Annotated in this window: 3 protein-coding genes; 2 read left to right on the forward strand and 1 reads right to left on the reverse strand. The window is 70.1% G+C overall.

The window, feature by feature from the left end:
• Positions 1-85: 85 nt before the first annotated feature.
• Positions 86-496 carry a rodlin gene (locus ACFWB8_RS37025; RefSeq protein WP_385237710.1) on the reverse strand — a complete coding sequence of 137 codons (411 nt, stop codon included), beginning with the start codon at positions 494-496 and terminating at the stop codon, positions 86-88.
• Positions 497-775: 279 nt separating this feature from the next.
• On the opposite strand from ACFWB8_RS37025, the gene ACFWB8_RS37030 reads away from it, so the two are divergent.
• Both ACFWB8_RS37030 and ACFWB8_RS37035 read left to right on the forward strand, forming a co-directional pair.
• Entirely contained in the window at positions 776-1,387 is a 612-nt protein-coding gene (locus ACFWB8_RS37030; RefSeq protein ID WP_385237714.1) for a hypothetical protein, read from the forward strand.
• 139 nt (positions 1,388-1,526) lie between these two features.
• Entirely contained in the window at positions 1,527-1,766 is a 240-nt protein-coding gene (locus tag ACFWB8_RS37035) for a chaplin (protein ID WP_385237717.1), read from the forward strand.
• Positions 1,767-1,810 lie beyond the last annotated feature (44 nt).

A 1,810-nucleotide genomic window follows, 5' to 3' on the forward strand; every position in this document is an offset into this window, starting at 1 on the left:
GGGGGGGGGGGCCCCCGGGGGCCCCTCGGGGGGGGCCCCGGGCTGGGGGGGGGGGGGGGGGCCCTCGACCGGAAAGGGGTGCGGGTCAGCTGCCGAGGGAGCCGTTGCCCGACAGGACCGGGATGTTGTCCAGGATGTGCGAGAGCGGCTCGTCGCCCTTGGCCTGGGTGGAGTTCTCGGTGCACTGCTGGTTCTGCGGGTTCGACAGGACGTTGATGTCCTGGACGCCGACGTTGAGCGCGGCAATGAGGGACTGGGCGTTGAGCTTCACCGGCAGGGCGATGCAGGGCTTGTTCAGCGTGCCCTGGACCAGGCCGAGCTGCGGGCTCATGTCGCCGTGGGTCTTCTGGTTGCCGTAGATCTGCTGAGAGCCGTTTCCGTTTACGGTGGTGATCCCGTTGTCGTTGCCGATCGCCATGGCCGGGGCCGCGACAGCAGCGCCCGCGCCGACGGCGGCGGCGGTGACCGCGGCAGCAGTCATGATCTTCTTGAGCATCTTGATCCTTTTGTCGCACGAGTGCCCGCTAGTGGAGCGCCCTGATCAACTGCCCGCGTGAAGGGTTGGTTCTGCTGCTTCACTCAAACGGCCTGCGGGGAGTGAGGTTTTCCCCGGCCGGGTGATCCGGCTCCGGACGCGTGCGCGAAGCCCGTACGCGGCTCGTGGGGGCCGCCCGGGGCTTCAAGATCCTGTTGCGCTCCGTAAAGGCTGTTCGCACGGTGGGTAAGGAGGCGGATCGAACGGGTCCGTTTCTGCGACCACCAGAACGGATCATCCATGCACCGCACGAAGCGCTCCCGCATCCGCATCCTCGTCCCGTCGGCCCTCGCGGTCGTCATACTCTCCGGCGCGGTTGCCCCCGCGGGCGCCGCGGACGGTGCCGGGACCGCCGCCCTCAGGGAACGCGTGGCGGCAGCCCAGGAGGAGATCAACGAGCGTGCGGCCGCGGCCGGCCCGCTGGACGACATCCTCGCGGGCGTCTCCAGGATTCTGGCCGACCTCACCACCTCCCTGGGGACCCTGCTGCCGGGGGTGACGCTCCCGCCGATCCAGCTGCCCAACCTGCCGAACCTGCCGAACCTGCCGGGGATCCCGGACATCCCCGCGATTCCGATCCCGGGGATTCCCGAGATCCCCGAGATCCCCGACATCCCGCAGCTCCCCGTCTCCAACCCGGCGGTCCCGGCAGTCCCGGCGGTCCCGGCGGTCCCGGCAGTCCCGACAGTGCCGGCCCTCCCGGCAGTCCCGGCGGTGCCCGCAGTCCCGGCGGTCCCGGCAGTCCCGGCGGTGCCCGCAGTCCCGGCGGTGCCCGTGGCGCCGGTGGCGCCCGTGGCACCGGTGGAACTGGTCCCCGAGATCCCCGACTTGCCGATCCTCGGATCGTCGTAACGGAACCGTGCGCGATGACGACTATTACGCTGAACAGGTCTGATCGCGCACGGACCCGTGTCGTCTGGGATGCTGGACCGTTTCGCTCGTTGTGAGCCCCGGGATCGGGGCAGAACATCGAACAGAAGGTGCACTTCCCATGAACTCTGCCAAGAAGGCCGCCCTGGTTCTGGCCTCCGCCGGTCTCGCCGCGGCCGGTGCCGCCGGTTCCGCCGTTGCCGACTCGCAGGCCGAGGGTGCGGCCGTGGGCTCCCCGGGTGTGCTCTCGGGCAACCTGGCCCAGGTCCCGGTCCACATCCCGATCAACATCTGCGGCAACTCCGTGAACATCATCGGAGCGCTGAACCCCGCGTTCGGCAACGTCTGCATCAACGACTGACGTCAGTCGTCGCGCACGCGACCGTGGGCGCCACCGGCCTTGCC

The sequence above is a fragment of the Streptomyces sp. NPDC060031 genome, from assembly GCF_042736805.1.
GTDB lineage: Bacteria > Actinomycetota > Actinomycetes > Streptomycetales > Streptomycetaceae > Streptomyces.

Excerpts from the sequence above, each read along its gene's own strand:
- ACFWB8_RS37030 (WP_385237714.1), top strand. The coding sequence starts at position 776 with ATGCACCGCACGAAGCGCTCCCGCATCCGCATCCTCGTCCCGTCGGCC.
- ACFWB8_RS37025 (WP_385237710.1), bottom strand. The coding sequence starts at position 496 with ATGCTCAAGAAGATCATGACTGCTGCCGCGGTCACCGCCGCCGCCGTC.
- ACFWB8_RS37035 (WP_385237717.1), top strand. The coding sequence starts at position 1,527 with ATGAACTCTGCCAAGAAGGCCGCCCTGGTTCTGGCCTCCGCCGGTCTC.